The organism is Stenotrophomonas bentonitica (assembly GCF_013185915.1).
Taxonomy (GTDB): Bacteria; Pseudomonadota; Gammaproteobacteria; order Xanthomonadales; family Xanthomonadaceae; genus Stenotrophomonas; species Stenotrophomonas bentonitica.
In genome coordinates, this window is record NZ_JAAZUH010000004.1 from 243,896 (window position 1) to 270,448 (window position 26,553).

34 protein-coding genes are annotated in these 26,553 nt (G+C 66.3%); 24 read left to right on the plus strand and 10 right to left on the minus strand.

What is annotated here, in order from left to right:
* Positions 1–28: 28 nt before the first annotated feature.
* From HGB51_RS18840 to HGB51_RS18895, 12 genes are all read left to right on the plus strand, one after another.
* Entirely contained in the window at positions 29–259 is a 231-nt protein-coding gene (locus HGB51_RS18840) for a hypothetical protein (RefSeq protein ID WP_141739150.1), read from the plus strand.
* A gap of 44 nt (positions 260–303) precedes the next feature.
* Positions 304–669 (plus strand): hypothetical protein, encoded by a 366-nt coding sequence (locus HGB51_RS18845; RefSeq protein WP_171966928.1) that lies wholly within the window; start codon positions 304–306, stop codon positions 667–669.
* A 72-nt stretch (positions 670–741) separates the two neighbouring features.
* The gene (locus tag HGB51_RS18850; RefSeq protein WP_141739151.1) at positions 742–1,269 is read left to right on the plus strand and encodes a hypothetical protein; all 528 of its coding nucleotides are present in this window, start codon (positions 742–744) and stop codon (positions 1,267–1,269) included.
* 58 nt (positions 1,270–1,327) lie between these two features.
* Entirely contained in the window at positions 1,328–2,071 is a 744-nt protein-coding gene (locus HGB51_RS18855; RefSeq protein ID WP_070208269.1) for an N-acetylmuramoyl-L-alanine amidase, read from the plus strand.
* 1 nt (position 2,072) lies between these two features.
* Positions 2,073–3,218 (plus strand): murein transglycosylase A, encoded by a 1,146-nt coding sequence (gene mltA, locus HGB51_RS18860; RefSeq protein WP_084739007.1) that lies wholly within the window; start codon positions 2,073–2,075, stop codon positions 3,216–3,218.
* A 10-nt stretch (positions 3,219–3,228) separates the two neighbouring features.
* A complete protein-coding gene (locus HGB51_RS18865) occupies positions 3,229–3,771 on the plus strand; it encodes a hypothetical protein (protein WP_070208270.1) in 543 nt (180 codons plus the stop codon).
* Positions 3,772–4,001: 230 nt separating this feature from the next.
* Entirely contained in the window at positions 4,002–4,937 is a 936-nt protein-coding gene (locus HGB51_RS18870; RefSeq protein WP_070208271.1) for an HAD family hydrolase, read from the plus strand.
* 229 nt (positions 4,938–5,166) lie between these two features.
* The gene (locus HGB51_RS18875; RefSeq protein WP_070208272.1) at positions 5,167–5,712 is read left to right on the plus strand and encodes a heat-shock protein; all 546 of its coding nucleotides are present in this window, start codon (positions 5,167–5,169) and stop codon (positions 5,710–5,712) included.
* Positions 5,713–5,977: 265 nt separating this feature from the next.
* On the plus strand, positions 5,978–7,039 hold the full coding sequence (locus HGB51_RS18880; protein ID WP_070208273.1) for a two-component system sensor histidine kinase NtrB: 1,062 nt from the start codon (positions 5,978–5,980) through the stop codon (positions 7,037–7,039).
* A complete protein-coding gene (gene ntrC, locus HGB51_RS18885) occupies positions 7,029–8,471 on the plus strand; it encodes a nitrogen regulation protein NR(I) (RefSeq protein WP_070208274.1) in 1,443 nt (480 codons plus the stop codon). Before HGB51_RS18880 ends, ntrC begins: the two co-directional genes overlap by 11 nt.
* Positions 8,472–8,564: 93 nt before the next feature.
* The gene (locus tag HGB51_RS18890; RefSeq protein ID WP_070208275.1) at positions 8,565–9,134 is read left to right on the plus strand and encodes a superoxide dismutase family protein; all 570 of its coding nucleotides are present in this window, start codon (positions 8,565–8,567) and stop codon (positions 9,132–9,134) included.
* Positions 9,135–9,187: 53 nt separating this feature from the next.
* Positions 9,188–9,826, plus strand: coding sequence for a superoxide dismutase family protein (locus tag HGB51_RS18895; protein WP_070208276.1), 639 nt, complete (start codon positions 9,188–9,190; stop codon positions 9,824–9,826).
* 119 nt (positions 9,827–9,945) lie between these two features.
* Here the strand turns inward: HGB51_RS18895 and HGB51_RS18900 are convergent, their stop codons facing one another.
* Positions 9,946–10,833: a hypothetical protein gene (locus HGB51_RS18900; protein ID WP_070208277.1), complete on the minus strand. Its 888-nt coding sequence runs from the start codon at positions 10,831–10,833 to the stop codon at positions 9,946–9,948.
* A gap of 92 nt (positions 10,834–10,925) precedes the next feature.
* On the opposite strand from HGB51_RS18900, the gene HGB51_RS18905 reads away from it, so the two are divergent.
* Entirely contained in the window at positions 10,926–12,221 is a 1,296-nt protein-coding gene (locus tag HGB51_RS18905) for an acetyl-CoA C-acetyltransferase (RefSeq protein WP_141739152.1), read from the plus strand.
* 84 nt (positions 12,222–12,305) lie between these two features.
* On the opposite strand, the gene HGB51_RS18910 is transcribed toward HGB51_RS18905, so the two are convergent.
* The 3 genes from HGB51_RS18910 to HGB51_RS18920 form a co-directional block, all read right to left on the minus strand.
* Entirely contained in the window at positions 12,306–13,619 is a 1,314-nt protein-coding gene (locus tag HGB51_RS18910; protein WP_070208279.1) for a heme biosynthesis protein HemY, read from the minus strand.
* A gap of 3 nt (positions 13,620–13,622) precedes the next feature.
* Positions 13,623–14,594, minus strand: a complete 972-nt coding sequence (locus HGB51_RS18915) for a uroporphyrinogen-III C-methyltransferase (protein WP_070208280.1) — start codon at positions 14,592–14,594, stop codon at positions 13,623–13,625.
* A gap of 108 nt (positions 14,595–14,702) precedes the next feature.
* Positions 14,703–15,479, minus strand: coding sequence for a uroporphyrinogen-III synthase (locus HGB51_RS18920; RefSeq protein WP_070208281.1), 777 nt, complete (start codon positions 15,477–15,479; stop codon positions 14,703–14,705).
* 58 nt (positions 15,480–15,537) lie between these two features.
* On the opposite strand from HGB51_RS18920, the gene HGB51_RS18925 reads away from it, so the two are divergent.
* The 7 genes from HGB51_RS18925 to HGB51_RS18955 all read left to right on the plus strand — a co-directional run bounded on the left by HGB51_RS18925 (position 15,538) and on the right by HGB51_RS18955 (position 19,488).
* Positions 15,538–16,005 carry a YiiD C-terminal domain-containing protein gene (locus HGB51_RS18925; protein WP_070208282.1) on the plus strand — a complete coding sequence of 156 codons (468 nt, stop codon included), beginning with the start codon at positions 15,538–15,540 and terminating at the stop codon, positions 16,003–16,005.
* Positions 16,006–16,035: 30 nt separating this feature from the next.
* Positions 16,036–16,473 (plus strand): hypothetical protein, encoded by a 438-nt coding sequence (locus HGB51_RS18930; protein WP_070208283.1) that lies wholly within the window; start codon positions 16,036–16,038, stop codon positions 16,471–16,473.
* A 79-nt stretch (positions 16,474–16,552) separates the two neighbouring features.
* Positions 16,553–16,990, plus strand: a complete 438-nt coding sequence (locus HGB51_RS18935) for a rhodanese-like domain-containing protein (RefSeq protein WP_070208284.1) — start codon at positions 16,553–16,555, stop codon at positions 16,988–16,990.
* Between the two features lie 104 nt (positions 16,991–17,094).
* Positions 17,095–17,613, plus strand: a complete 519-nt coding sequence (secB, locus tag HGB51_RS18940) for a protein-export chaperone SecB (RefSeq protein ID WP_070208285.1) — start codon at positions 17,095–17,097, stop codon at positions 17,611–17,613.
* Between the two features lie 20 nt (positions 17,614–17,633).
* Positions 17,634–18,659: an NAD(P)H-dependent glycerol-3-phosphate dehydrogenase gene (locus tag HGB51_RS18945; RefSeq protein WP_070208297.1), complete on the plus strand. Its 1,026-nt coding sequence runs from the start codon at positions 17,634–17,636 to the stop codon at positions 18,657–18,659.
* A 137-nt stretch (positions 18,660–18,796) separates the two neighbouring features.
* Positions 18,797–19,171, plus strand: coding sequence for a ribbon-helix-helix domain-containing protein (locus HGB51_RS18950; protein WP_246233700.1), 375 nt, complete (start codon positions 18,797–18,799; stop codon positions 19,169–19,171).
* Entirely contained in the window at positions 19,168–19,488 is a 321-nt protein-coding gene (locus HGB51_RS18955; protein ID WP_070208287.1) for a type II toxin-antitoxin system RelE/ParE family toxin, read from the plus strand. The genes HGB51_RS18950 and HGB51_RS18955 overlap by 4 nt, the downstream gene beginning before the upstream one ends.
* A 156-nt stretch (positions 19,489–19,644) precedes the next feature.
* On the opposite strand, the gene HGB51_RS18960 is transcribed toward HGB51_RS18955, so the two are convergent.
* A complete protein-coding gene (locus tag HGB51_RS18960; RefSeq protein ID WP_070208298.1) occupies positions 19,645–20,217 on the minus strand; it encodes an OmpO family porin in 573 nt (190 codons plus the stop codon).
* 248 nt (positions 20,218–20,465) lie between these two features.
* Between HGB51_RS18960 and HGB51_RS18965 the strand changes: the two genes are divergently transcribed.
* Together HGB51_RS18965 and HGB51_RS18970 are read left to right on the plus strand one after the other, a co-directional pair.
* Positions 20,466–20,993: a demethoxyubiquinone hydroxylase family protein gene (locus tag HGB51_RS18965; RefSeq protein WP_216666917.1), complete on the plus strand. Its 528-nt coding sequence runs from the start codon at positions 20,466–20,468 to the stop codon at positions 20,991–20,993.
* Between the two features lie 66 nt (positions 20,994–21,059).
* Entirely contained in the window at positions 21,060–21,587 is a 528-nt protein-coding gene (locus tag HGB51_RS18970) for an NMCC_0638 family (lipo)protein (protein ID WP_141739153.1), read from the plus strand.
* On the opposite strand, the gene HGB51_RS18975 is transcribed toward HGB51_RS18970, so the two are convergent.
* Together HGB51_RS18975 and HGB51_RS18980 are read right to left on the minus strand one after the other, a co-directional pair.
* Entirely contained in the window at positions 21,588–21,845 is a 258-nt protein-coding gene (locus tag HGB51_RS18975; protein WP_070208289.1) for a hypothetical protein, read from the minus strand. It abuts the gene before it with no gap.
* Between the two features lie 58 nt (positions 21,846–21,903).
* Positions 21,904–22,440 (minus strand): carboxymuconolactone decarboxylase family protein, encoded by a 537-nt coding sequence (locus tag HGB51_RS18980; RefSeq protein WP_070208290.1) that lies wholly within the window; start codon positions 22,438–22,440, stop codon positions 21,904–21,906.
* A gap of 92 nt (positions 22,441–22,532) precedes the next feature.
* Here HGB51_RS18980 and HGB51_RS18985 point away from each other — a divergent pair, with 92 nt between their 5' ends.
* Positions 22,533–23,408 carry an AraC family transcriptional regulator gene (locus tag HGB51_RS18985; RefSeq protein WP_256123611.1) on the plus strand — a complete coding sequence of 292 codons (876 nt, stop codon included), beginning with the start codon at positions 22,533–22,535 and terminating at the stop codon, positions 23,406–23,408.
* Positions 23,409–23,415: 7 nt separating this feature from the next.
* Here the strand turns inward: HGB51_RS18985 and HGB51_RS18990 are convergent, their stop codons facing one another.
* Positions 23,416–24,354 (minus strand): alpha/beta hydrolase, encoded by a 939-nt coding sequence (locus tag HGB51_RS18990; RefSeq protein WP_084739013.1) that lies wholly within the window; start codon positions 24,352–24,354, stop codon positions 23,416–23,418.
* A gap of 30 nt (positions 24,355–24,384) precedes the next feature.
* Positions 24,385–25,209 (minus strand): alpha/beta fold hydrolase, encoded by an 825-nt coding sequence (locus tag HGB51_RS18995; protein ID WP_070208292.1) that lies wholly within the window; start codon positions 25,207–25,209, stop codon positions 24,385–24,387.
* A gap of 161 nt (positions 25,210–25,370) precedes the next feature.
* Between HGB51_RS18995 and HGB51_RS19000 the strand changes: the two genes are divergently transcribed.
* Positions 25,371–25,904: an HD domain-containing protein gene (locus HGB51_RS19000; RefSeq protein WP_070208293.1), complete on the plus strand. Its 534-nt coding sequence runs from the start codon at positions 25,371–25,373 to the stop codon at positions 25,902–25,904.
* A 3-nt stretch (positions 25,905–25,907) separates the two neighbouring features.
* Here HGB51_RS19000 and HGB51_RS19005 read toward each other — a convergent pair whose 3' ends face one another.
* Positions 25,908–26,531, minus strand: a complete 624-nt coding sequence (locus tag HGB51_RS19005) for a response regulator (protein ID WP_070208294.1) — start codon at positions 26,529–26,531, stop codon at positions 25,908–25,910.
* Positions 26,532–26,553: the final 22 nt, after the last annotated feature.

The window sequence follows — 26,553 nt, forward strand, 5'->3', positions numbered from 1 at the left end:
TCGGGGATGGACACTGCTTTGGATTGCCGTGATCGTTCTGGCAACGGCGGTGCCCGTCCGCTTCTTGTTTGATCGCAAGTTGATGTTCGAATGGCTCACTGCAGGAATGATCATTACTTATGTTGCCACCTGGTCAATCGCGCTTAGGGCGCGGAAAGGGAGAAGGCCTGGTCGAGGCGAAGTTGGCGTCGCGATTCTCGCCTGGCTCTCACTCCTCTTGAGTTCGATGTTCCTGCTGATGAAGATGCCAACGTCGTGACTGTTCTCAGCCTCATTGAGGCAACTTCCGGGAAAGGAGGCTTCATGATTCGCGAGCCAAAGGCTGGCGTTCTACGATCGCTTTACCTGGCCTTGTGGGTTGAATGCCTTATTTTCTGCCTGATTCAGCTTCTCCTCGTGCCGGCCATTGTCTTCGGGGATTCCTGGTTGAGTGGAAGCAGCGGTCTGAACCGGCAGTTGGCTCAGGCGGTGCAGTGGGGAGTCCAGCACTATCCGGCGTCGTTTTCCGTCTTCAATCTTCTGCTCATTCCCGTGATGGTTTCGGTATTCCTTGCCAAGGCAGGATGGGGGCTCCGCCCGTCACGGCTGGAGGTGGGGCTGATGATGACGGTCCTGACTCTGCTGTTGCCCTTCCAGATCGGAATCTTCGTCGTATCCCTGATGTCCTGAAGGCAACTGGTCCGTAACGTCGCCAGCGTCATCACAGACTGTTTTTTCTCTGCCGCCAATGAAGGACTCAGCTTGAAGAAGAAACTGTATGCTTCACCCGCAATCGTGATTCTTGCAATGGCGAGTGCCTCCACAGCATTTGCCGAGTGCCAGACGGAAGTGCGGGAGCTAGATGGTTCTCCCCTCAAGGTCGAGGTATGCATCGTGCCGGCGGGAATGTTCAAGCCCAACACCGTGACCGCAAGCATCAATGGGAAGTCCGTGTTCAAGGGCACCGACCATGAAGATGTGGTGTTTGATGGCCGTTACGAGCAGCAGAGCGTGAGTGGCGGTTGCAACGAGATGGTCACCATCATGGACATGGCCACGATGAAGGGCGCACCCATCGCCATCCTGCCTGATGGCTTGGTATCCGAATGCCGGATTACGGCAGACGCAGATGGCCATGCATTGCCCTTTGAGAAAGATGCGACCTGCAACAAGACCTTCTACAGCGCACTCAATCCGTTGATCGGCAAGGTGATGCCCGCCGCCGACGCCAAGCGCTGCAGAGTACTCCTTGGCGGGGTGGAGGTTCTGAGCAAGGAGTTCAAGCTTTAAGCAGGCCCGCAGGGTGTGACCCTACGCACTGGGGCGGCTTATGACGCACAATCAGGGCATGCGCCGATTCCGACTTCCGCTCGTGCTGCTCGCCACCGCCCTGCTCGCCGGGTGCGCCACCAGTACCGACATCCGCAGCCCGCTGGCCACCTGGGTGCCGTCGCCAAACCACAACGTGCGCAGCCCGGTCATCATCGTGCTGCACCATACCGACCAGGACAACGTGCAGCAGAGCCTGCACACCCTGCGCACCGCCAACAGCGGGGGCCGGGTCAGCTCGCATTACCTGGTCGGATCAGACGGCCATATCTACCAGCTGGTGGCCGACAACCGGCGTGCCTGGCATGCCGGTGGCGGCCGCTGGGGCAGCATCACCGACCTCAATTCGGCCTCGATCGGCATCGAGATCGACAATGATGGCAATAGCCCGTTCGCGCCCGACCAGATCGCCGCGTTGATCCGCCTGCTCACGGACCTGTGCACCCGCCTGGACATCCCGCGCAGCCAGATCATCGCCCACGCCGACCTTGCCCCCGCCCGCAAGCAGGACCCCAGCCGCTACTTCCCCTGGCAGCAGCTGGCGGAAGCCGGTTTCGGGGTGTGGCCGCGCGCCAGCGATGGCCCCGCGCCCGAAGGCTTCGATCCGTGGCTGGGCCTGCAGGCCTTCGGCTACGCGCTCGACGACCGCGATGCTACCGTGGGCGCGTTCCACCGCCGCTTCCGCGGCCGTGACGACCTGCCGCCCACCCTCGACGCCGAAGACGCCCGCATCCTGCATTCGCTGCTGCTACAGACCCGGTGACATGACCAAGCCTTCTGCCTTCGCCCTTCTGGGCCTGACTCTTCTCACCGCCTGCAGCACCGTTCCTCCGACCAAGCCAGCCGCCGCCCCGCCCACCAGCACCTATGCCAAGGCTGACTGGAAGGGACTTCCTGACGTTGCCGACGCAGACCTGCAGGCCGGCTTCGCCGCATGGCGCAGCGCCTGCCCGCGCTTGAAGAGCGATGCGGTCTGGTCCTCTACCTGCGCATCCGCCGCGAACGTATCGAACACCCCTACGGCGATCCGCCAGTTCCTGCAGGAAAACCTGCAGGTATACGCTCTGCGCGCCGGCGGCCACCGCGCCGAGGGCCTGATCACCGGCTACTACGAACCGGTCTACAGCGGCAGCCTGACCCGCACCGCCAAGGCCACCGTACCGGTCTACGGCGTGCCGACCGACATGGTCAGTGTGCAGCTCGATGACCTCTACCCCGAACTCAAGGGCAAGCGACTGCGCGGCCGCGTGGAAGGGCGAGTGCTGCGGCCCTATGACGACGCGGCGAAGATCAACGCACAAGGTGCCAAAGCACCCGTACTGGCCTGGCTGACCAACCCGATGGACCTCCAGTTCCTGCAGATCCAGGGTTCGGGCCGGATCCGTCTGGACGACGGCCGCCAGCTGCGCATCGCCTACGCCGACCAGAACGGCCACCCGTACCGCCCGATCGGCCGCTGGCTGGTGGAGCAGGGTGAGCTGAAGAAGGAAGACGTCACCATGGACGCCATCCGCACCTGGGCCAACGCGCATCCGGCGCGCGTGCCGGAGCTATTGGCCAGCAACCCCAGCTATGTGTTCTTCACCAAAGGCCCGGACGGCGACGAAGGCCCACGCGGCTCCTTGAACGTGCCGCTCACCGCCGGTTACAGCGTGGCGGTGGACCGCACCGTGGTCCCGCTGGGCAGCCTGCTGTGGCTGTCCACCACCCGCCCGGACGGCACCCCGGTGGTGCGCCCGGTAGCCGCGCAGGACACCGGCGGCGCCATCGCCGGCGAAGTGCGCGCCGACTTGTACTGGGGTACCGGCGATGCGGCCGGCAAGCTGGCTGGCGACATGAAGCAGAAGGGCAACCTGTGGCTGCTATGGCCAAAGGGTGCGGCACTGCCTACTTCCACTGCTGTCGAGTAAGGACGCGAGCATGGTCTTCTTCTACGCAATGGTTGCGGTGATGGTGGTGGAGATCGTGCTCATGCTCGCGTGGAACCCGCTCTATTTCGGGCTGGGCATCCGGTTGTTCAGCGAGCGCATTCCTGCCACGGCGGAGATGCGCGAACGGTTGGTACTGAACTGCCTGGAACGGGACGTGGCGACCTACGAGTGGATTCCCATGCTGTTCCGCCCGTTGCCCGGTGGCCGAATGGCGTTCCGCGAGAGTTTCTTCCTCAGCGGTGCCAAGCGCTATTACCCGGTCATGCGAGGGCTGGTGGTGGTGGACGCCAGGCGCAACCAAGTGCGGGTAGAGGGCATCTGCAATTGGATGACCCTGGGTATCGCGGTGCTGTGCGTGGCGATGCCGATGGTGGCGACGTCCACATGGCCGATGCTGCTGATCCTGGGGCTGTTCGTGTACTGCTATTTCATCCAACGCCGTCGTTACCACGAAGTGGCCGAAGCGCTGCGCGAGCAGATGCGCACCGAATTGCCCGAAGCCATCATGCAGTTGCGGCGTCGGGTGGGGTGATGACACGCATGGCGTGTCACTACGCGTAGAACCAAACGCGACGCGTGCAACCGCGTAGAGACACGCCATGCGTGTCCCGCGCAATCCCAAAAGGCAACCACGGTAGTGCCACGCCCTGCGTGGCAAACCGAAGCCAGTAAATCTACTGCCCCCCAATCAGTGATTACTCGCAGGCCCCCAGCATGCCCCAGCGCTAGCATTTCCCCACCAGGAACTGCCGCGACCCCACCATGCACGAAGGTCTCCTAAAAAGCTGGAACACCGGCCCCGCCCGCCAGGCCATCATTGCGTTCGTAGCCCGAGTCACCCAAGAGGGCGGTCCGGAATTCGTAGCCCCAGCCGCCCGCATCGCCGTCTTCGACAACGACGGCTGCCTCTGGTGCGAAAAGCCCATGCCGATCCAGGTCGACTTCCTGCTGCGCCGCATAGCCGAGCAGGCGGAAGCCGACCCCGCCCTGCGCGAGAAGCAACCCTGGAAGGCCGTATATGGCAAAGACCAGGCCTGGCTCGGCAGCATCATCACCCGCCACTACGAAGGCGACGACACCTTGCTCAAGGAGGCCGCAGAAGGCCTGCTCTCCGCCTACGTGGATGATGAAGTAGAAGCATTTTCGGCCAAAGCCCTTAAGTTCCTGCTCAACGCCCACAACCCCGTACTCGACCGCCCCTACCTCAAAACCGCCTACGCGCCCATGCGCGAGCTGCTCAGCTACCTCGAAGCCAACCGCTTCACCAGCTATATCGTCTCCGGCGGCGGCCGCGACTTCATGCGGCCCATTACCCAGTCGCTCTACGGCATTCCCCCCGAACGCGTCGTCGGCACCTCGGTGGTACTGGAATACCGCGAAAAGGACGGCATCGGCACCCTCGTCCACACCTCCAAGCTGGAGATATTCGACGACGGCCCCAACAAGGTCGTACGCATCTGGAGTCGTATCGGCGCCCGCCCGATCTTCGCCGCCGGCAACTCCAACGGCGACATTCCCATGCTGCAGTTCGCCACCCAGGGCGAAGGTGCCTCACTGGCCCTGCTGGTTACCCACGATGATGACGTCCGCGACATCGCCTACACCTCCGGCGCCGAGAAAGCCGTCGCCCTGGCCGCCGAACGCGGCTGGCCGCTGGTGAGCGTGCGCGATGACTGGTCCAAGGTATTCGTCGACTAGGCTCGAACCCAATGTCAACTCCACCTCTCCTCGGGAGCTGATGACGGGTTAAGACGTCCATGGAAGGCGCATAACAGCCAAAAGTGACGCGCTTGCTCTTCTTGATTGAACATCGCGGAAGCCGGATACAAGCATGCGCGGATGCGCCACGCATCGAGCCGGCGGTAGCAACCACCGCACGCGATAGCATGGATCGAGCCTAAGCACAGGATGGCCCCCAGGGAGCACGTTGAGTAGATACTTCAGCCCCTTGAGGGTCGGTGGCCAGCTTGTCGATTTGTCGCACCTTGAACCCTTCACGATCATCATCCAGAGCGAGAAGGTTGGTAAACCTTTACGAACTGCAATCACCTTCACCAACCACTGCTTCAGCGCTTCGCACGGCGATCTTCCGCATCCTCCTGGAGATGAGGCGATCTGGGATGGCGGGAAGATGCGCACCTTCTGCGCCACGCGCTATCGGCTGTCGCACGCCCTGCCACAGGTGATTCGGTCGTTGCCGGAGCGAAAAGTGATACTCGCTGCGCACGGGAGCACCTGGGTTCACACCCTCACAATCGAAAACCCGGATGGGCCATACCACCTGTTCCTGACAGTCAAGCGCAGCCCGAAGGAAAAGCGCGCCTGGCAGGACGTCGATGTGATCGTGGAAAGTGCGTATCCCGAGACGCGCAACGCCCCGTCGACGACAGGGAGTCGGCGGCCATTCGTGCTGGTGTGCGGTGATGCCTACTTGTCCAACCCGCAAAAGCCAAAGAAGAAACGGAAGAGATAGCAGGCAAAAGAAAAGGGCGCCGAAGCGCCCTTTTCCGTGTTCAGACCCCGGAGACCACTTGCGAGGCATCGTGGATGCCTACGGCCGAAGCCGCTGGGAAGCGCTCTATTTCACCGGGTCAGTCGCTTCGTCTTACGTTCTCAGTATACAGCGGGTCGGGTCCTCGGACCAACGTGCCGATCCCCCTTGGCCCCACGGCGTTCATCAACAACATCACGACGGAGACAAACAGCTCCGGACCCCCGTTTTGCACTACATTGGTGCAATGACCGCCGCAGCACCGTCCCCGTCCCTCGATGTCCTTGGCACCCCGGTCGCCTGGGCTGATGCCGAAGGCCGCGTCACTGGCTGCAATCCCGCCTTTGCCCGCTGGCTGGGGGTAAGCGTGCGGCGCCTGTTGGGCCAGCCACTGGCCTCGCTGGAGGTGCAGGGCGAGGCCCTGGCCCACTTCCTCGCGCGCGGCGAACGCGACACCCTGCGCCTGCACCGGCTGGCCCTGGCCCTTCCGGGCGAGGCGCCGCGTTTCGCGGAAGGCTGGGTCAGCCGCCACGACGACGACGGCTGGCTGCTGGAGGCGCACCCGGTTGACGAATTCCCCGGGCTGGACCCGACCCAAGCCCTGCCCAGCGCGCTGAGTGCGGCACTGAAAGGCCTGGCCCATGAACTGCGCAACCCGCTGGCCGGCCTGAAGGGCGCAGCCCAGCTGCTGGCCCGGCGCAGCAGCCAGCGCGACCCGGAAGAACGCGAACTGATCGAGCTGATCGGCTCGGAGATCGAACGCCTGAACGGGCTGCTGGAACAGCTGCTGTCGCCGGCCCCCGCCGCGCCGCATGCCCCGCTCAACATCCATGCCTCGCTGGAGCGCGTGCTGCGCCTGGCCGAAAGCGAAGGCGGCTGGGCAGTGCGGCTGCAGCGCGACTACGACCCGAGCATTCCCGAATTCGACGGCGACGCCGACCGCCTCACCCAGGCGGTGTGGAACCTGGTGCGCAATGCGATCCAGGCCGGTGCCGGAACCGTCACCCTGCGCACCCGGGTGGAACACGGCGTGCGCATCGGCGACCACCTCCAAGCCATGGCGCTGCGGCTGGAGATCGCCGACGACGGCCGTGGCGTGCCGGAAGCGCTGGCCGAACACCTGTTCCTGCCGCTGGTCAGTGGCCGTGCCGAAGGCACCGGTCTCGGCCTCGCACTAGCCCAGCAGGTCGCACGCGAGCATCGCGGCACCCTGACCTACCGTTCGCGCCCGGGCCATACCGTATTCACCGTGCAGTTGCCGATCGGGCAGGGCACGCCCGCAACCGAGGAGACCGCGCATGGCGGCTGACAGCCAGGCCCAGCGCGTCTGGGTCGTCGACGACGACCGCGCCGTGCGCTTCGTCCTGAGCACCGCCCTGCGCGATGCCGGGTACGCTGTGGAAGGCTTCGATGGCGCCGCCGCCGCGCTGGACATGCTGGCCAGCCAGCCGCCGCCGGACCTGCTGTTCACCGACGTGCGCATGCCCGGCGACGACGGCCTGGTGCTGCTGGACAAGCTCAAGGCCGCGCACCCGCAGCTGCCGGTGATCGTGATGTCGGCCTATACCGACGTCGCCAGCACTGCCGGCGCGTTCCGTGGCGGTGCGCAGGAATTCCTGTCCAAGCCATTCGACCTGGACGACGCCGTGGCCCTGGCCCAACGCGTGCTGCCAGCGCCGGACATCGCCGTGGCCGAGCGCAGCGCGCCCACCGTGGAAGCCACGCCCGACCAGCGCCCACAACTGGTCGGTGACACCCCGGCCATGCGCGCCCTGTTCCGCGCCATCGGCCGACTGGCGCAGGCGCCGCTGTCGGTGCTGATCAATGGCGAAACCGGCACCGGCAAGGAACTGGTCGCGCACGCGCTGCACCACGAGTCGCCGCGCGTGCAGGGCCCGTTCGTGGCGCTGAACACTGCTGCCATTCCCTCCGAACTGCTGGAAAGCGAGTTGTTCGGCCACGAAGCCGGTGCCTTCACCGGGGCGCAGCGCCGCCATGTGGGGCGGTTCGAGCAGGCCAATGGCGGCACGCTGTTCCTCGACGAAATCGGCGACATGCCGTTGCCGCTGCAGACCCGCCTGCTCCGCGTGCTGGCCGAAGGCGAGTTCTTCCGCGTGGGCGGCCGCGAACTGATCCGGGTGGATGTGCGGGTCATCGCCGCCACCCACCAGGACCTCGAATCGCTGGTCGCGCAGGGCCGGTTCCGCGCCGACCTGCTGCACCGGCTCGATGTGGTGCGGCTGCGCCTGCCGCCGCTGCGCGAGCGCCGCGAAGATATCGTGCAGCTGGCCGACACCTTCCTGGCCGCCGCCGCGCACAAGCTGGACACCCCGCCCAAGCGCCTCACCGCTGCCGCCCTGCAGGCGCTGCGCGAGCACGACTGGCCGGGCAACGTGCGCGAACTGGAAAACGTGTGCTGGCGCATGGCCGCGCTGGCCGCGTCCGACACCATCGGCGTGGCCGACGTGGACAGTGCGCTGCATCGTGGCCCCGGCCAACGCAGCCGTGCGCACGGCGATCCGGGCCAATGGGAAGCGCTGCTCTCGGCCTGGGCCCGGCAGCGACTGGCCGAAGGCGCCGAAGGCCTGCACGCGCAGGTGCGCGAACGGGTGGACCAGGCATTGCTGGAAGCCGCCCTGCAGATCACCCACGGCCGCCGCGCCGAAGCCGCCGCGCGGCTGGGCATGGGCCGCAACACGCTCACCCGCAAGCTCGGTGCCGGTCGACGGCGCGGTAGCTGAATGCCTGTTCATACGATGTAAGCGCCGCGTCGCGGCGTCTTTCATGATGCGTGGACGAGCCAGACGTTAGTTTGCCTATCAAGGAGTTATCCGATGCGTCGTTCCCAACTCGCCCTGTTGTTGCCGTCACTGCTGGTGCTTGCTGCCTGCGGTACCGCGCCCGAGCAGCGCACCGCGCCGGCGCCGGTTGTGCCGGTCGTGAGCGTGGCCAAGCAGGCCGAAGCCAACCTGGCACCGGCGTCGGCCAGTATCGTCAGCGGTCGCCTGGTACTGGTGCCGGACGCGCGCGGCGTGCACATCACCGGCACCATCGGTGGGTTGCAGCCGATGCAGACGGCCGCGTTCCACGTGCACGAGCGGGGCGACTGCAGTGCCGTCGACGCCAGCAGCGCGGGCCCGCATTTCAATCCGGCCAACCAGCCACATGGCCGCAACAGCGCCGGTGCGCATCACGCCGGCGACATGGACAACCTGCGTGCCGACGCGCAGGGGCGGGTGAGCGTCGATGTGCGCCTGCCTGCGGTGACCCTCGGTGGCGGTGCCGCCACCGATATCGTCGGCCGCGCGCTGGTCGTACATGCCAACGCGGACGATTACCGCAGCCAGCCCGCCGGCAATGCCGGCGCCCGTATTGCCTGCGGCGTGATCCGGGCTACGCGCTGAGCGCGCTGCCTGGCTTCGTCGCTTTTCCGTTCGTTACCCGCAAGGAGATCCACATGCGTCTGATCCATACCGCGTTGTTCGCCGCCGTTGCCGCCGTGGGCCTGACCGCCTGCAACAAGCCGGCCGAGACCACCACCCCGGAACCGACCCCGGCCACCGACACCGCACCGGCCGCCGCTGCCGCCGCTGCCGCCAACGACGCACCGCCGGCGATGACCAGCGAAGCGCACGCCAACCACACCGCCATGGCGGAACTGGCGCCGACCCAGGGCAACAACGTCAAGGGCAACGTCACCTTCAGCGTGGTCGACGGCAAGGTGCACGTGAAGGGCGACATCAGCGGCCTGAGGCCGAACAGCGAGCACGGCTTCCACATCCACGAGAAGGGCGACTGCAGCGCGCCGAACGGCGACAGCGCCGGCGGCCACTTCAACCCGTCCAAGGAAGACCACGGCAACCTGGCCACCACCCCGCACCACGGTGGCGACATTCCGAACATCAAGGCCGACGCGCAGGGTAATGCCGTGGTTGATGCCGACGTCTCCACCAACGTGAACATTGGCGAAGGCAATGATTTCGACATCATCGGCCGTGGTTTGATCGTCCATGCCGACGCGGATGACTACAAGACCCAGCCGACCGGCAATGCCGGTGCACGCCTGGCGTGTGCGGTGATCAAGGCCGCGCCGTAATCGATCGGCGGTTCAGCCACGCAGGGCGTGGCTCTACCGGTTGGTTGATGCAAACGAAAAACGCCGGCATTGCCGGCGTTTTTCATGGGTAGAGCCACGCCCTGCGTGGCTGCTCCCGATCAACGCGTCAACAATTCCCGCGCGTCCTGCCCGGCTTCGCAATGCACGAACAGCACCGGCAGCCCGTGGGCTTCCAGCACCGCGGCCATCTGCCGCTGGCGCATCAGGTACTGGTCGTAGATGCCCTGCAGGCGCTCGCAGTTACCCTTGTCATGGTTGTAGAACGCGCACCAACCCGCCGGGTCGAACAGCGCCATACGCACTTCGCCATCAGCGTATCGAAGCAGCGGTTCCGGCGATTCATCCAGCCATTGTTCTGACTGCGGTGCCATCAGCGCGGTTTCAATCAGCGGCCATAATGCCGCCAGGCCCTGGTTGTCGTACTGCATCGACATCATCGCGGCCAGGTCGTTCACCGTGAAATAGCGCGCATGCTCGATCTGCGCGCCAAACGCGTTCTGCGCCTGCAGCGCCGTGTCCGCCTGGGCCATGCCCTGGGCCAGCAGCACTTCTTCCAGCGCGTCGGCCACGGCCGTCGTCTGGGCCACTTCGGTGCCGGTCAGCAGGAACGGCACCACCCGCAGGCCGCCGCCGGTAAGGCTGGCATCGGCCTGGAACGGCAGCGGCACTTCACCGTCGGCGCCGGCCCCGAACGCCAGCAGGCGCGGGCCTTCATTGCGGCCGGGCGCACGCATCTGCAGCTCTTCCAGGCGGCGGTGGATCGGCCAGCCGGGGCGCAGCACCTCGGCCGGGTCGAAATGGGCGCCGGCGAACACGAAGTCCAGCCCGCTCACGCCGGGAACCAGCTTGGCCAGGTCGCGGCCAACGCGGTCGGCAAGTTCACCGGCCTGTTCAGAGCTCAGGGCGGCGTTGCGTGGGGCGTCTCCTCCAGCCAGTTCCAATGCCAGTACGCCAAGGGCATTCATGCCGGGGTCGGGTTTGCTCATGGGATCACAGTTGGCCCATCACAGGGCGGCAGCTACACTTGCCCCCATTATGCCTGCTCCTTCGTGCAGGCCATGTTGCAGACACCCTTCCCATGCCAGGTATCTCCATGCCCAACGCTCGTCCCGTCGCCATCCTTGGTGGCGTCCGTATCCCGTTCTGCCGCCAGAACACCGCCTATTCGGATGTTGGCAACCTGGGCATGTCGGTGCGCACGCTGGGTGCACTGGTCGAACGCTTCGGCCTGCACGGCCAGCAGCTGGGCGAAGTGGCCATGGGTGCGGTGATCAAGCATTCCAGCGACTGGAACCTGGGCCGCGAAGCCACGCTGTCGTCGGGCCTGTCCCCGCTCACCCCCGGCATCACCATGCAGCGCGCCTGCGGCACCTCGCTGGACACCATCATCAACGTGGCCAACAAGATCGCGCTGGGCCAGATCGAATCGGGCATCGGCGGCGGCTCGGACACCACCTCAGACGTGCCGATCGTGTACGGCAAGAAGCTGCGCGCGCGCCTGCTGGCCGCCAACCGCGCCAAGACTACCGGCGACAAGATCAAGGCGATCCTGAGCGGCTTCAAGCTGGGCGAACTCAAGCCGGAATTCCCGGGCGTGGCCGAGCCGCGTACCGGCAAGAGCATGGGCGACCACTGCGAAGACATGGCCAAGGAATGGAACATCTCGCGCGACTCGCAGGACGAGTGGGCGGTGTCCTCGCACAAGAAGCTGGCTGCTGCCTATGAGCGCGGCTTCTTCAACGACCTGATCGCCCCGTTCCGTGGCGTGGAGCGCGACAACATCCTGCGCCCGGACACTTCGCTGGAAAAGCTGGCCACGCTGAAGCCGGCATTCGACAAGGTTTCCGGCCGTGGCACGCTGACCGCCGCCAATTCCACCCCGCTCACCGACGGCGCCTCGGCGGTGCTGCTGGCCAGCGAGGAATGGGCGCGCGCGCACGGCCACGAGCCGCTGGCCTACCTGCGTGACTCGCAGGTTGCCGCCGTGGACTTCGTGCATGGCGAAGGCCTGCTGATGGCCCCGACCATCGCCGTGCCGGAAATGCTCAAGCGCAATGGGCTGACCCTGCAGGATTTCGACATCTACGAAATCCACGAAGCGTTCGCCGCCCAGGTGCTGTGCACGCTGCGCGCGTGGGAAAGCGAAGACTACTGCCGCAACCGCCTGGGCCTGAATGGCCCGCTGGGCAAGATCGATCCGGCCAAGATCAACCCGCTGGGTTCGTCGCTGGCGACCGGGCATCCGTTTGCGGCTACCGGTGCGCGCGTGATTGCTACTGCTGCCAAGCAGTTGGCGGAGCGTGGGGGTGGTCGGGCGCTGGTGTCGATCTGCACCGCCGGTGGCATGGGCGTTGTGGCGATCGTCGAGCGGTGATCCGCGCACGGTTGGGATGAAAAAAGGCCACCCTTGGGTGGCCTTTCCTTTTTAGTAGTGCGAGGAGCCGGCCGGCGGCCGGCACTACGGGAGGCGGGGGTTTCCGAATGCGTCGCGGTCGACCGGGTGGTCGAGCACTGGGGCCGGTTCGCTCATCAGCGATTGTTCTTCTACGGTCGCGCGCTCGGGCACCACCGTCGCCAACGGCGCCGCCGTTCGCACCAACGCCACGCGCTCTTCGCCACGCTGCTGGCGCAACGCATTGCCGTAGCACTGCGCGGCCAGCGCGGGTTCGCCGCGCGCGGTGAACACCTCGCCCAGCGCTTCCCATGCATCCGGGCCGGCACCGGCGGCAATCGCGCGGTGCAGGTAATCCTCGGCCTGCACATGCTCGCCCTGGCGTGCGGCAATCCGGCCCAACGCCAGCAGCAGCGCCGGGCTCGAGGGCTGCTGGCCGAGCCAGCGCTGCAGGTTGGCTTGGCGGGTGGCCAGCTTTTCCACCGGCATCTGCCCGTACAGGGTCACCAGCGACTCGTCCCAGCGCGTGTCCAGCGCCTGCTCCAGGTTGAGCAGGGCCGGCTCGTCCCAGTCCAGGGCTACCGCGCGCAGGGCGTAGGCGGAGACCACGTCGGGGTCGCTGCGCAGCGCCTTCGGGGTCGCTTCCCACTGCGCGGCCAGCGCATTCACGTCGCCCGCTTCCAGCAGCGACTGCGCGGCCAGGCGCACTTCCAGTTCTGAAACCGCGTCGTCCGGCAGCACCTTCTGCTTGCGCAGCGCGCCCAGCTGGCCATAGGCCTCATGCGCGCGATCCGCACGCGCCAGTGCTTCGGTGCGCAGCCACAGGCCGCGCGGCGGCAGCGGCTGGATACCGGGCGCGTCCAGCGCGTTGATCGCATCCACCGGGCGCTCCTGCTGCAGCAGCCGTTCGGCCTGCATCAGTGCGTACGCAGTGGCATCGGACGTGGACAGGCGCTGCAGGTACTGGTCCACCGCCGCCTGGTCGCCGCGCGCTTCTGCACTGCGTACTGCAGTGGTGTACGCCACCGCCGTCACTTCGTCGTCTTCGGCAGCCGTGGACAGCAGCTTTTCCGCGCGCTGCCAGTGGCCGTACTCATGCGCCTGCAGGCCTTCGATCAGGCGTGCGCGGCCCTGCTTGCGACGGTAGCGGCCCCACGCCCGGAACGGTGAGGCCACCAGGCTCCACAGCAGCCACAGCACCAGCAGCGCCACCAGCGCCATCAGCGCCACCTGCGGCACGGTGGAGCGGTAGTCGTTGCCGCCGGCGCGGTAGATCACCTCGCCGTACTGGCGCAGCGATTCCGTACCCAGCCATTGCGCAGCCACCACGCCCAGCACCACGGCCAGCAGCAGCACTACTACGGAATGAATCGGCTTCATCTATCAACTCCCATCGCGCAGGGTGCGCAGTTGCTGCAGGGTGCTGCCCAGTTCGGGCAGCGGCGGGCGTAGCACTTTGGCGCGCAACTGCTGCAGTTCAGCACGTTGCTCGCGCAGGCCGGGTGAATCCGGCCACAGGCGCGGCATCCACAGCGCCACGCGGTCCAGCGACTGTTCAAATTCCGACTGATTGCCGCGTTCCACTGCCGCGCGGGCCAAGGTGAGTTCCAGCTGCAGCGAGTCCCACGCAGCGGTGCGCTCGGCGCCGGTGAGCGGTCCCTGCGCGGCGGTGGGCGTAATGGTCACGAACGGCGCCAGCATCTGGTGCCACCACGGCGTGGATGCGCTGCCGGCCGCCGGCACGATCTCTTCGGGCAGCGCGCCCACGGCCTGCGCGAAGCGGGTCAGCCGCTGGTTGATCTCCGCGCGCGGACCCGCGCCAAGCGCATCCACTGCATTGCGTTCCTGCATCAGCGCCTGGCGCAGGTTGAGGAATTCCGTGCCCTGCACTTCGTCCAGCGCGGCGGCGGCCAAGGCGTACAGGCGGCGTGCGCCGTCCACGTCGTCGGCGAAAGCCAGCCGCTGGCCGGCCTGGCTGAGCAGCAGCTCGGCTTCTTCCAGCTGCAGCGCCTGCGCATTGTGGCGGGTGCTGTCGGCCAGCCGCGCCAGGTTTTCTTCCAGCAGCGCGTTGCGCTGGCTCAGGCCCAGCATTTCATCGCGCAGCACGCGGTTGGTGGCGGCTGCGTCCTGGACCCGCTGCGAGGTGGAGCGCTGGTCGCGGCGCAGGGCCTCCACGCTGCCGGCCAGGCCCTGCACCAGCACGTTGGCGTCGGCTTCGCGCTGGGCGATGCGCGCCTGCTGGGCCTGCCACTGGGTCCAGCCCCAGGCGGCGGCGCCTGCGAGCACAGCTACCGCAGCAAGCGGCAGGATCCAGCGCAGCGGTGAGCGGGTGGGGGGCGGAGCGATGTCGTTCATGCAGTCATCCTTGTCGTCCGCGCCGGTGCATTCACGGGCTGGCGGGCGCTCAGGCGTACAGCATCGCCCGCCGCCCAAGCGACCTGCAAGGCCGGAACCGACCCCTGTTCAGCAACCTGCGCCGGTGGTGATCGCAGCGTGTGCGGCCGCTGCCAGCTGGGCCGGCATCGGGCCGTCGGCCAAGCGCACCCGGGCGAAGCCAGCCTCCTGCGCGAGCGCCACCAGGCGCGGGCTGGCGGCCACTACCTGTTGGCTGCGCAGGCACAGCAGAAGATCTGCCGGAAGCTGCTCCAGCAGCAGGCCCAGCGCCTCGGCGCTGCTGAGCGCCAGCACCCAAGGCAGGGGCTGGTGGCGCAGGCGCTGGAGTTGGCGGGGTGGCAGGCGCAGCGCCTGTCGACGGTAGACATCCACCCGCTGCAGCTCGGCGCCACGGTCTTGGAGTGTCTGCGCGATGATCCCGCGTCCGCCCGGGGCGGTCACCAGCGCCGCACGCAGGCCCTGCAGCTGGGCCAGTGCGGGCAGGTCGAGCAGGCCCTCGCTGTCCATCCGTTGCGGTGCCTGTACATCGGTGGCGCCATGTCCACGCAATGCCGCAGCGGTGCCAGCGCCCACCGCCAGCCAGGTGCCGGGATGCGGCGCATTCAGCGGCACCAGCCGCGCGGCCGCGTGCACGGCCGCCGGGCTGCTGAACACCACCCGGTCGGCGCCCAGCGCCTGGGCCAACGCGGCGCGGGTGGCGTCATCGCGCTGCGCCACCAGGGCCCAGGGCGACAGCCCCAGCACCTGCGCGCCCAGCGGTGCCGCGGCGCGGCGCAGCGCCGCGTGCTGGCCGCGCGGGCGCAGCGAGAGCAGGGTCCATTCCGGCACATGTGCGGGGCGGTTCATTGCGGGCATTATGCGAGGCCTTCGCCGTAACGTCGCCGTACCGATGTCCGATTCCCCTATGACCGACGCGCCCCCCGCGGTGCACCTGGCCGCCCTCCAGCAGGTCCTGCAGCGCATGCCGCCGGTGGCCGCCATGCAGATCCAGGTGGCCGGCTACGCCGACGGGGTGCTGTCCCTGCGCGCCCCGCTGGCCGCCAACGTCAACGACAAGGGCAACGCCTTCGGCGGCAGCCTGTCGTCGGTCATGACCCTCAGCGGCTGGGCGCTGGTCACCCTGCGCCTGCGCTTGGCCGGGTTCGACGCCGACGTCTACGTGGCCGACAGCCACGTGCGCTACCTGGCCCCGGTCTACGAGGACCTGCAGGCCCAGGCCCAGGCCGCCGACGAGGCCGACTGGGAGGTGTTCCTGGCCACCTTCGCCCAGCGCGGCAAGGCACGCATCGACGTGGTCGCCCGCCAGCCCGGCGAGGCCGGAAAACCCGCAGCTGAACTGAGCGGACGTTTCGTTGCCTTCGCAAGGCGGTAGGATGGGCGCCTTGCCGATTGGGGAATTCGCATGCGCCGTACCTTCCAGATCCTGCTGTTGAGCCTGCTGGCGCTGACCAGCGTGTCCGTGCTGGCCGCCGACCAGAAGAAGATCACCAAGGGCCAGCGCAAGCAGCTGGAAGAGACGCAGATCAAGTACGACTCCACCATGCGCTGGGGCACCGTGGAAGACGCGCTGCCCTACCTGGACCCGGAGAAGGCCAAGGAGCACCCGCTCACCGACCTGGAGCTGAGCCGCTTCGAGCAGGTGAAGATCTCCAGCTATCGCGCCGGCGAGAACGTCCCCCTGCCGGACGGCACCATCGGCCGCAACGCGGAAGTCCGGGTCATCAACCTCAATACCCAGTCCGAGCGCACCGCCCGGGTCCGCGAGATCTGGCGCTGGGACCCTGAAGACAAGCGCTGGCTGCAGGCCAACGGCCTTCCGGACCTCTGGCAGGACCGCTGAGCCCCTGTCGGGGCCCCGCAGGGCGCCGGTTCGCCCGCATGTGCGACAATCGGCGCCCGCTTATCGACCCGTGATCTGAGTGAATTACGAAGAGCTGCTGGCCTTTGCCGGCCGAAACCCGATGTTGTCGATGGCCTTCGTGGGCCTGACCGTAGCCATCCTCGTCACCGAGGTGCGTCGTCTCCTGCGTGGCTACAAGTCGATCAAACCGGCCGAGCTGACCCAGCTGATGAATGCCGGCGGCGCGGTCGTGGTCGACCTGTCTGCGGGCACCGATTTCGAAAAGGGCCACATCGCCGGCAGCCGCAACGTGCAGCCCGCCCAGTTCGGGCCGGAGCACAAGCTGGTGGTCAACGCCAAGCAGAAGCCGGTGGTGCTGGTGTGCCGCACCGGTACCGCCTCGGAAACCGCCGCCAAGGCGCTGAAGAAAGCCGGTTTCGAGCAGGTCCACGTGCTCGACGGTGGCCTGCCTGCCTGGCAGCAGGCCGAGCTGCCGCTGGTCAAGGGCCGCAACTAATTTGACGGATTTGGCCGGCACGCCTTGTGCGCGCCGCCACACGCCCCCATCGCAGGGCATGTAACAATCCATTACTACTGCATTTATTTTTGGAGCATCAGGAAATGTCCGAAGACACCATCACCAACGGCGCCGTCGCGCCGGCCGACGCCGCCACCGGCCCCGCGTTCACCGTCGAGAAGATCTACGTCAAGGACGTCTCCTTCGAGTCGCCGAACGCCCCGGGCGTGTTCAACGAAGCCGTCCAGCCGGAGCTGCAGCTCAACCTCAACCAGCGCGTGCAGCGCCTGGGCGAGAGCGCCTTCGAAGTGGTGCTGGCCGTGACCCTGACCTGCAAGGCCGGCGACAAGACCGCCTATGTGGCTGAAGTGCAGCAGGCTGGCGTGTTCGGCCTGGTCGGCCTGGACCCGCAGTCGATCGACGTGCTGCTCGGCACCCAGTGCCCGAACATCCTGTTCCCGTACGTGCGTTCGCTGGTGAGCGAGCTGATCCAGGCCGGCGGCTTCCCGCCGTTCTTCCTGCAGCCGATCAACTTTGAAGGCCTGTACGCCGAAACCCTGCGCCAGCGCCAGGAACAGGGCGAGACCTCGCTCGCCGATTCCGAGCCGGCCGGCAACGCCTGATCGGCGCTGCAGTGGTACCGATGAACGACACCGCAGACAAGATCGCCGTTCTCGGCGCAGGCTCCTGGGGCACCGCCCTGGCGAGCCTGCTGGCGCGGCACGGGAAACAGACCGTGCTGTGGGGGCGCGACGCGGCGATGGTGGAAGCCATCGACCAGCGCCACGAGAACACCCGTTACCTGCCGGGCATTCCGCTGCCGGAATCGCTGCGTGCCACCACCGACCTGGCTGCGGCCGTCGAAGGTGCCACCTGGATTCTCGTGGTGGTGCCGTCGCACGCCTTCGGTGAAACCGTGCGTGCGCTGGCGCCGCTGCGTCCGGCCAACGCCGGCGTGGCGTGGGCGACCAAGGGCTTCGAGCCCGGTTCCGGCCGTTTCCTGCACGAAGTCGCGCGCGAGGTCCTCGGACCGGACGTGGCGCTGGCGGTAGTGACCGGCCCGTCGTTCGCCAAGGAAGTCACCCAGGGCCTGCCGACCGCCATCACCGTGCACGGTGATGACGCCGAGTTCGCCCAGCAGGTGGCCGAAGCCATGCACGGCCCCGCCTTCCGCGCCTACACCGGCGACGACATGGTTGGTGCCGAGCTCGGTGGCGCCATGAAGAACGTGCTGGCCGTGGCTACCGGCGTGGCCGATGGCATGCAGCTGGGCCTCAACGCCCGTGCCGGCCTGATCACCCGCGGTTTGAATGAAATGCTGCGCCTGGCGGCCGCGATCGGCGCCAAGCCGGAAACCCTGATGGGCTTGGCTGGCCTGGGCGACCTGGTGCTGACCTGCACCGGCGACCTCTCGCGCAACCGTCGTCTCGGCCTCGCGCTGGGACGTGGCCAGAGCCTGCAGGACGCGGTGCGCGAAATCGGCCAGGTGGTGGAATCGGTGCAGACCGCCGATGAAGTCATGCGCCAGGCCCGCCGGCACGGCATCGACCTGCCGATCTCGGACCGGGTCCGCGCCGTACTGCACGGCGAACAGACCCCGGAAGAAGGCCTGCGCGCGCTGCTGGCGCGAGAGCAGAAGCCGGAGTATCCGGATACGCTGTTCAAATGATGCAAACGAAAAACCCCGGCGAAAGCCGGGGTTTTTTATGAGTGCGATCACAACTCGGACGCACTGCAATTAATTGCAGAGAGGGGCTCTACCGGGGCGCGCACACTTGGGCTCGTCCCTGTCACTGCCGACCCTTCATGCGCATTGTTACGTTGCCCGGCCTGACCGCTTTGAAGGACAACGCCCGGGGAGTAGGATTGAATCCTACTCATTCCAAGGGCCGTCCCATGCGCTCGACCCAACAGTTCAGCATCACCCTGCCAAACGAAATGGCCGACACGGTCCGGGCTAAAGTTGCCAGCGGCGAATACGCTACCGAAAGCGAGGTGATACGTGATGGCTTGCGTGCACTCTTGGCGCGGGATCGCGCAATAGAGACTTGGTTGCGCGAAGAGGTCGTCCCTGCGGCCCTCGCTCTCGAGGCTGATCCAAGCCAAGCTCTGTCTGCGGAACAGGTACGTCAGCGTCTAGCCGAGAGGCGCAGCGCCCGCATGGCCTCTGACCGCAAATGAATTACCGCGTCCAGTTCACGCCAGCTGCTTTGGATCAACTGGATGCACTTGAAGAGTTCATTGAAGCCGCGGGCTTGCCTATCGCCACTTCTCGGTACTCTGAAGCAATCGTCGCCTACTGCGAGACCTTTGCACTCTTTCCTTTGCGGGGTGTGAAGCGCGACGACATTTTGCCCGGTGTCAGAATGACCCACTTCAAAAGCAGGACCGTCATCTCACTGCGAGTGGATGAAGACAACCATGTCGTGTCGATCCTGGGCGTGTTCTACGGCGGACAAGACTACGAAGCCGTACTGCGCGAGCCTGCCAGCGACTGAAACGCATCGCCACTCGGTGGAGCCGGGCCATGCCCGGCTGCTCGGAAACCCAAAACTGCCTACCCCAAAAAAGCGAAGCCCGGCGGAGGGCCGGGCTTCATGACGCGTGGGAGAGAGGTCACACGCCATCCAACAACGTACCGTTGTTCTGTTGCATTACCAGGTGAAGCGCGGGCCCACGAACCACTCGCGGTCGCCGGCCTTGGCCAGCTTCACTTCGCCGCTCAGGCCCCAGTTCTGGTTGAACTTGGCCTGGGCGCCCACGCGGCCGTAGAACTCGCCGTCCGGGTTGATGCCGTGCTTCTTGCTGAAATCTTCGTAGCCGGCCAGCGCGTAGCCTTCGATCATCGGGGTGAACGCGGTGCGCACGCCCACTTCAGTGGCATAGCCGTTGAAGTCCAGGCCGTGCTTCGGATCGAACTTCTGGTACGCGACGCGAGCCACCAGGTCGGTGGTCGGCGCGATGCCGTAGTTGTAGCCGACGCCCACGCGCCACTGGTCAACATCAGCGTTCCCGCGCTTGGTTTCCTGCGAGTTGTAATCGCCAAAGACATGGAAGTTCGGCGCAATGGCAGCCGAGCCCTTCACGGCCCAACCATCAGCGTCGCCACCCTTGGCGTCAGTGTTCACGTAACCGCCTTCAACGTAGTTGTAAGACAGGCCATCGGCGGCCGAAGCAGCGAACGGCAGTGCAGCGACCAGACCCAGGGCAAGCAGGGAAGACTTAATCATCGGGAACACACCTTTTTTATTTTGGATTTGCCGGCCGCCCCCTCTGGGGGAGGGGAGAGAGAGGGGCGGTCGACAGGTGTAAATTATCCGTTAGCCGACCTAATCAACCCTGAATAGTGAACTGACCGGTACATGAATAAGGTGCGCGTTCAGGGAACTGTTACGCGGTGCGCAGACGGGTCGAAAGGCAAGCCAATGATCTGTGCCATGGAAGGAGACACTGGGTGGAAAACAGGGAGTCAGCAGTGAATGCCGCAGCCACCGATCTCGGCAACCGCATCCTCAAGGTCAACCACGCCGGTGAGCACGGCGCCGTAAACATCTACACCGGCCAGATCCTCCTGGCACGGCTGACTGCGCCTCATATGGTGGCCGAGCTTCGCGAGTTTCGTTCGCACGAGCAGCGACACCGCGCGATCTTCGGCGCTGAGTTGGAGCGACGCGGACGCCCTCGCTGCCGAAGCTACGGGTTGTGTGGCCTTGGCGGCTTCGTCCTCGGGGCGGTCACTGGGCTTCTGGGGCCGGCGGCCATCTCGGCGACCACGACAGCCGTCGAAAGCGTGGTCCTCAGGCACCTGCAGCACCAGCTGATGGTTCTGGATGGCCGCGATCCTGCAGCTGTAGCCGCCATTGCTTCGATTGTTGCCGAAGAGCAGCAGCACCATGACCAATCCGTGGCGCACGGCCACGCAGATTCGTTCTGGTCCCGGTTTCTCAACCCGCTGGTATCAGGCTCGACAGAAGCGGTCATCTGGCTCGGCATGCGTGGGTAGTTCGCTGGAAGCCCTTGGGCTTCCTTCATCGTTGGTAAACCGTCTGGGGGAAATATGCGTAGGCTGATGCTTCTGATGGCAATAACCGTAGCCCCGGCATTCGCTGCCGAGCGCGACGTTCCTGACGACTTCAACATCCTGTTCGCAACCGCCTGCATGCAGTATTTCTATTCGCAGGACAAGCTGCCCGACGAGATGGAAAGACTAGGCCTGGAGCTCCTGCCGCCCGAGAAGTCCACGACCTTCCTGAGCGGTGGAGAAGGTACCGCCTGGCACATGGAAGCGCCCAACAACCGGTATGTCGTTTCACTCAGCAAGGGTTCCATCTGCACTGTGTTTGCACAGGGGGCGAACCCCGAGCGGATCCAGTCGGGATTCCTGGATCTGGTGGGGACTGCTCCACCACCGTTGGTGGCAGAGGAACCGGATACGGCGATGTTGGGGCCGAACGATGAGCACGCAAAAACAATCGCACGCTCCTGGTCTCGCCCCAAGGACAAGGAAGAACTGCTCTTCGTACTGACGACGTCGTCGAGTGACACGGCGAGAGCACAGGCCATGGCCTCCATGGCGCGGGTCGACAAGGTCAAGTAGTCATTCAGATCGAATCCGATCTGACTGCAACCGCACGCCATCAACACTCACGATGGCGTCCAGCCGGATCCGGCTTCCGTCGTCCAGCAGCATGTGCTCTTCCCCGCCATGCGCCTGCAGGTCGCTGATGCGCGCCTGCACGGTCTGCTGCTGTCCGGAAGTGTCGAGGTACTCAATCGAAACAAGGCGGCCAGTGGTCGCCGTTGCCTCAAGCACGTCGTGGAACTCGCAGTCGATGGGAACGTAGGTCGCGTTCATTGCCGCACTCTCCTCAGGGTTGCTGGCCGGAAACACCGGCCAGCCCGTTGTACATCCTTCAACGCAGCTTCACGCCCGGGAAGTCCACCGGCACCGCGAACGCCACGTTGACGTAGTTGGTGAACAGGTTCAACGCAATGTGCGCCAGGATCTCCACGATCTCTTCGTCGTTGAAGCCCACGCTGCGCAGCTGCGCCACGTCGCTGTCGTCGATCTGGCCGCGGCCTTCCACCACGCGCAGCGCGAAGTGCAGTGCTGCCGCCGTCTTCGGGTCGTCCGACTCGCCGCCCTGCGCGGCGCTCATTTCCTTGCTGCTGGCGCCGGCCTTGCGGCCCAGTGCGGTGTGCGCGGCCAGGCAGTACTCGCAGGCATTGCGGTTGGCGATGGCCACGGCGATCTTTTCGCCCAACGCGGCCGGGATGACGCCGCCGCCGAGGGCGCCGAACGAGCCCCACATGCTCTTGAGCGCGGCGGTGGAATTGGCCACGGCGCGGAACATGTTCGGGGTGGCACCGAAGGCGGAATGGATCTGGCCAAGCAGGGCCTGGCGTTCGCCGGTGGTGTCCTGGGGGGTAACAAGGGGGATACGGGACATGGCTTGGATTCCTGTTGAGTGCCGGCGCGGAGTGGCCGGTTGATGGGCATAATAGGAACCCGTTCGGGACTTTTGGTGTCTGTATGTCGCTGATAGATGTCAATTCGTCCAGCACGTCGATTGACCGGCTCAGCCCGGTGCTGGAGCGCTTCCGGGTCGACGCCACCCTGTTCCATGCGGGCCCGCTGTGCGGCCACCAGACCTTCGACGCCCAGCCCGGGCGTGGCTTCCTGCATGTGCTGCGCCGGGGCGAAATGGACCTGCTGTACCGCGACGGCAAGCAGCTGGCGCGTACCCACCTGTGCGAACCCACCCTGCTGCTGTTCCCACGCGCGGTGCACCACGAGTTCATCAACCCGCCGGTGGATGGCTCGGACTTCACCTGCGCGACGCTCGATTTCGACGGCGGCCTGCGCAACCCGATCGTGCAGTCGCTTCCCGATGTGATCCTGCTGCCGTTGCAGGCCATCGATGGATTGCAGGCCACGCTCGACCTGCTGTTCGCCGAATCCGACCGCACCCGCTGCGGTTCTCGCCTGCTCGCCAACCGATTGTTTGAAGTGGTGCTGATCCAGGTGCTGCGCTGGATCATCGACCACCCTGACCAAGCGCAGGTCTCGCCCGGCATGATGCTGGGCCTGTCCGACCCGCGCCTGGCCAAGGCGTTGATGGCGGTGCACGCCGCGCCGGATGCAGAGTGGACGCTGGAGCGCATGGCCGCGCTGGCCGGCATGTCGCGCAGTGCGTTCGCGGCCGCGTTCAAGACCGCCACCGGCACCACGCCGGCGGCGTACTCGCTGGACTGGAAGCTCAACGTGGCCACGTCATTGCTCCGCGCCGGTCGCCCGGTGAAGCAGGTGGCACTGGAGCTGGGCTTTGCCGATGCGCCTACGTTCTCGCGCGCCTTCCGCCGCCGCACCGGTGCCTCGCCGCGCGAGTGGTTGAACACGCGCGGCGAAACGGGCTGAGCAGACTTTACTTTTTGATGCCACCAGCGGAGGCATGGCGCTCTTCTTCCAACGCGGCGCTGGGAGGCAGGTGCCGCTCGATCCACTGCTTGAACTCGCCCACCACGCTTTCGCGCCCGACATCGTTCAACAGGTCATGCGCGTGGTCCTTGTACAGCAGCAGCGTCTTGTCCGCCGAACCGGCGTTGTCCTCGAACACCTGGCTGCCTGCCGGCACGGTGACCTTGTCGGCGGTGCCATGCGCGATCAGCACCGGTAGCCGCAGCGTAGGGAAGCCGCGCTTCAGCCGGTCGATGCCGACCAGCATCTGCGCCACGGTCAGCGCGGTCTGCTTTTCGTTGGCGATCAGGGGGTCCGCGTTGAGCGCGGTCACCACCTCGGGGATGCGAGAGAACTCCTTGTTCGGCAGCTTCAACACGCGCAGGGTGGGGAACGGGCCGCTCAGCCAGCGCACCAGCGACAACACCGCGTCCGGCGCGGGCACCTGGAAGGCGTAGCTTTCGCAGATAAGACCGGCCAGTTCGTCCTGGTGCCCGAGCGTGTAGGCCGAAGCGATCACGCCGCCCGCGCTGTGCCCCAGCAGGAACACCGGCAGCCCCGGCTCACGCGCACGCGCCACGTCCAGCAGCGACTGCACATCCGCCAGGTAGTCGTCGAAGTGCTCCACATGGAACCGCGGACCGGTGGACTTGCCACGCCCGCGCAGGTCTACCGCATACACCGCCAGGCCCATCGCCGTGAACTGCGCGGCGGCCCACTGGTAATGCCCGCTGTGGGAATTGAAGCCCGGCACGATCGCCAGCACCGCGCGCACCCGCCCGCTCGGCCGCCAGCTGCGGATGAAGAGCTGGCGCTCGCCGCTGATGAATTCCTCGGTGCGCGACGGTGCCGACCCACGCGGCTCGGAGGGCACCGCATGCAAAGCTGCTGGGGGAACAGTGTTCATGGCCGATCCTCGAAACGTGGGGGAGGGGGTTCAGCTCTTCAGGAACGCGAGCAGGTCCTGGTTGAGCTGGTCTTTCGCGGTGTCGCCCAGGCTGTGGCCGCCGCCCGGGTAGATCTTCAGCTGCGCGCCCTTGATCAGCTTCGCCGAGCGCAATGCAGCGGCCTTGATCGGCACGATCTGGTCGTCGTCGCCATGGATGATCAGCGTCGGCACGTCGAAGCGGCCCAGGTCGTCGGTGAAGTCGGTTTCCGAGAACGCCTTGATGCAGTCGTACGCGTTCTTGTGGCCGGACTGCATGCCCTGGTTCCACCACGAGCGGATCAACCCTTCAGAGACCTTCGCGCCGGGCCGGTTGAAGCCGAAGAACGGGCCGGTGGCCACGTCCAGGAAGAACTGCGCACGGTCGGCCAGGTAGGCCGCGCGGAATCCGTCGAACACCTCGATCGGCAGGCCTTCGGGGTTGACGGCGGTCTTGAGCATGATCGGCGGCACCGCGCCCATCAGCACCGCCTTGGCCACGCGCGCGGTGCCATGCCGGCCGATGTAGCGGGCCACTTCGCCGCCGCCGGTGGAATGGCCGACCATCGTTACGTCACGCACGTCCAGATGCTCGAACAGCTGCGCGAGATCATCGGCGTAGGTGTCCATGTCGTCGCCGTGCCACGGCTGGCTGGAGCGGCCGTGGCCGCGCCGGTCGTGCGCGATGCAGCGATAGCCGTTGCTGGCCAGGAAGAACATCTGCGCTTCCCACGCATCGGCGTTGAGCGGCCAGCCATGGCTGAAGGACACCACGGGGCCACTGCCCCAGTCCTTGTAGTAGAGGGAGGTGCCGTCTTGGGTGGTGAACAGGCTCATGGGCGGTCTCGGCGGGGGAGCGGGCGGTCTGCGCAGGCTCACATGCAGGCACGGGGACAGCATCTGTCGTTCGGGCGCGCGGGTCGTCCCCCATCCGGGGGCAGTGGCGCCGGTGCGGCCACGCCTATGCTTGGGCCGTGGCCTGCACAGGGAGCCCGCTCATGCTCGACCGTCTTGCGGTACTGGATGAGATTCTGGAATGCCATGCCGGGGTGCTGGGGCGGGACTACCACCCGTACCGCAACCACACCTATCGCGTGGCCAATTTCCACTGGTGCATGCTGCCGGGCTCGCTGGAAGACCTGTACGTGCTGTCGGTGGCGGTGGCCTTCCACGACCTCGGCATCTGGACGGCCGGCACCTTCGACTACCTGGCACCTTCCGAAGCGCTGGCCCGGCAGTACCTTGAGGAGCGTGAGCGCCCCGAGCTCATCGAGCTGGTGCTGGCGATGATCCGTGAACACCACCGCCTCTCGCGCCTGCCGCGCGACCAGGACCGGCGCATCGAAACCTTCCGCCGCGCGGACTGGATAGACGTCTCACTGGGCGCATTGCGCTTCGACCTGCACCCGGACGACTTCACCCGCATCGTGCGGCGCTTCCCGCGCCTCGGCTTCCACCTGCGGCTGGTGCAGTTCTCGTTGAAGCACGGCCTGCGTCATCCGCTGCGGCCGCTGCCGATGCTGAAACGCTAGCGGCTACTCTTCCAGCCGCACCAGCCCGCGACGCAACGCGATGTGGATCGCCTCGGTTCGGTTGCGCGCGCCGATCTTCTCGAAGATGCGCGCCAGGTGCGACTTCACAGTCTCGGCGGAAATGCCCAGCGTGTTCGCGATGCGCTTGTTCTCCCAGCCCTGCGCCAGCGCCGAGAGGATGGATAGCTCGCGCGAGGTCAGCGCTTCCTCGCCCAGGTGCTGCGCGATCTCTTCGGAGATCTCCGCCGACAGGCAGCGCTTGCCCTGCGCCACGCGGCGCACCGCGTCGATCAGCTCGCCGCGCAGCGAGCTCTTAAGCAGGTACCCGCAGGCACCTGCCGCCAGCGCCTCGCGCGCATTGGCATCGCCGCGGTACGTGGTGAGGATCACCACCCGCGCGCTGGGAAACTCCGCGCGCAGCCGGCGGGTCATCTCGATCCCGCCAACGCCGGGCATCTGCAGGTCCACCAGCGCCACGTCCGGCAGCAGGCGCCGGAACTGTTCGAGCCCCTCATTGGCATCGGAAGCCTCGCCGACCACGGCCATGTCCGTCTCCACCTCCAGCATCGAAGCGATGCCCTGGCGGATCAGCGGGTGGTCGTCGACGGTGAGGATGCGGATGGTCATGGGCGGGTCCGGGTCAGAGGTG